This is a genomic window from Microbispora sp. NPDC088329 (assembly GCF_040685655.1).
In the GTDB taxonomy this organism is placed as follows: Bacteria; Actinomycetota; Actinomycetes; order Streptosporangiales; family Streptosporangiaceae; genus Microbispora.
In genome coordinates, this window is the sequence record NZ_JBFBIP010000061.1 from 1 (window position 1) to 1,829 (window position 1,829).

The 1,829-nt window shown below is 60.4% G+C and carries 2 protein-coding genes; both read right to left on the reverse strand.

The annotated features are described in order from the left end of the window. On the reverse strand, window positions 1-1,443 hold a 1,443-nt coding region (locus tag AB0O28_RS39770), incomplete at its 3' end, for a condensation domain-containing protein (RefSeq protein WP_363648215.1). Between the two features lie 20 nt (window positions 1,444-1,463). Further along, a partial coding sequence (locus tag AB0O28_RS39775; protein WP_363648217.1) for a phosphopantetheine-binding protein occupies window positions 1,464-1,829 on the reverse strand: 366 nt, incomplete at its 5' end.

A 1,829-nucleotide genomic window follows, 5' to 3' on the forward strand; every position in this document is an offset into this window, starting at 1 on the left:
GTTCCACACCCGCAACAGCAGCTCACGCTCCGCGGGAGCAAGGACGTCAATCCGGCTGATCGCCAGATCCGGACCGGCGGCGACCCCCTCCAGAACCCTTGCGTATCGGTCCGCGAGATTCCTGATGGTTTCCTTGTCGAACAGCTCGGTGGAGAAGACGAAATCGCCACGGAATCCACCGTTGTCGTCTTCGGCGAGGAAGACCGAGAGGTCGAACTTCGTTGTTTTGTAAGGAAGTTCGACCGGATCCACGGTCAGACCGGGGAGGTCCCAGCCTCCGTCGTTCGAATCATCGAAGGAGAAGGTGCAGCCAACGAGCGGCATGCGGCTTGGATCCCGCTCTGGAGCCAGATCTTCGACTAGCAAATCGAACGCCAGGTCCTGATGGGAGTAGGCTTCCAGCATTGTCTCCTTGACCTGCCCCAGCAGATCTTCGAAGGTCGGATCCCCATGCAGGTCGGAGCGGATCACGAGGGTGTTGACGAAGAAGCCGATCAGGTCTTCCACCTCGAACCTGTTCCGCCCGGCTATGGGGGTGCCCACAGATATGTCATGGCACCCGGTCCATCGTTGCAGTACGACCTTGAAGGCCGCCAATGTCACCATGAAAAGTGAGGAGCCACTTCGGGTAGCGATGTCGCGCAGGCATGAAACCACCTCTGCCGGCACCGCGAATGACACACTGTCGCCTGCTCCGGAAGGTGCCGCAGGTCGAGGCCTGTCCGTTTGAAGCTCTACGGGCTCGAGGTTCGCGAGCTTCTCCCGCCAATAGGCCAACTGGTGCTCTCGTACCCCCCCGGAGAGCCACTGCCGCTGCCAGGCCGCGAAGTCCGTGTACTGGATTTTGAGATCGGGGAGTGCGCTATCGGTCCGATGGATACGGGCGGAATAGAAGGCGCGGAGATCCCTCAGCAGGACATCGATCGACCATCCGTCGGCAACGATGTGGTGCAGCGACATCAGTAGCAGGTGCTCATCGGGTGCCATCCGCACCACCTTGACACGCAGCAGATTCCCGGAAGACAGGTCGAAAGGTCGAAGCGCTTCGCCCTCGACCAGCTCCAAAGCCTCCCCGGGGGACGCGTGATCCCTTGATGAGTCCATGTCGATCACACTGAACTCAAAGTCCGGCGCGATGTTCACGATTTGGACCGGAGTTCCGTCCTCGGATACCTCGAATCGCGTTCTCAGTGCTTCATGCCGCTCTACGAGGTCCCGAAAAGCGCTTTTGAGGGTCGACACCGCAAGCTGTCCACGAAGCGTGAATGCGAACGCCATGGCATAGTCTGCACGCCCCGGGTTGAGTTGATCCAGGAACCAAAGTCGCTGCTGCGCGAAGGACAGCGGAGCAGGCCCGGACTCTTCTCGAGGAGAAATGACCGGACTCTTGCCGTGACGCTTCATACGAGACAGTAGGAGTGACTCGGCGGTCACCTTGTCCATATCCGCTCCTCCTGCAGTCATCAATAGGTCTCGGATGCGTCATCATTGCTGAAGCCGTCTGCTTCACCATCCGAAACGAGCTCCAGAAGCTTTCCTATCAGCGAGGCCACGGTCGGAGCCAGGAAAAACTCCTTCAGAGAAATGTTCAGGCCTGTGAGGAGCTCGATCTGGTTGATGACTCGTGTCGCGAGGAGTGAGTGTCCGCCGAGGTCGAAGAAGTTGTCGTGGATGCCGACGCGGTCGATGCCGAGGACGTCGGACCAGATGCCGGCGATGGCGGTTTCGATCTCATCGCGGGGTGCGGTGTAGGCGTCGGCGAGGTCGGGCCGGTCGCCGGGAGGCTCGGGCAGGGCGTCGCGGTCGATCTTGCCGTTGGGAGTGAGGGG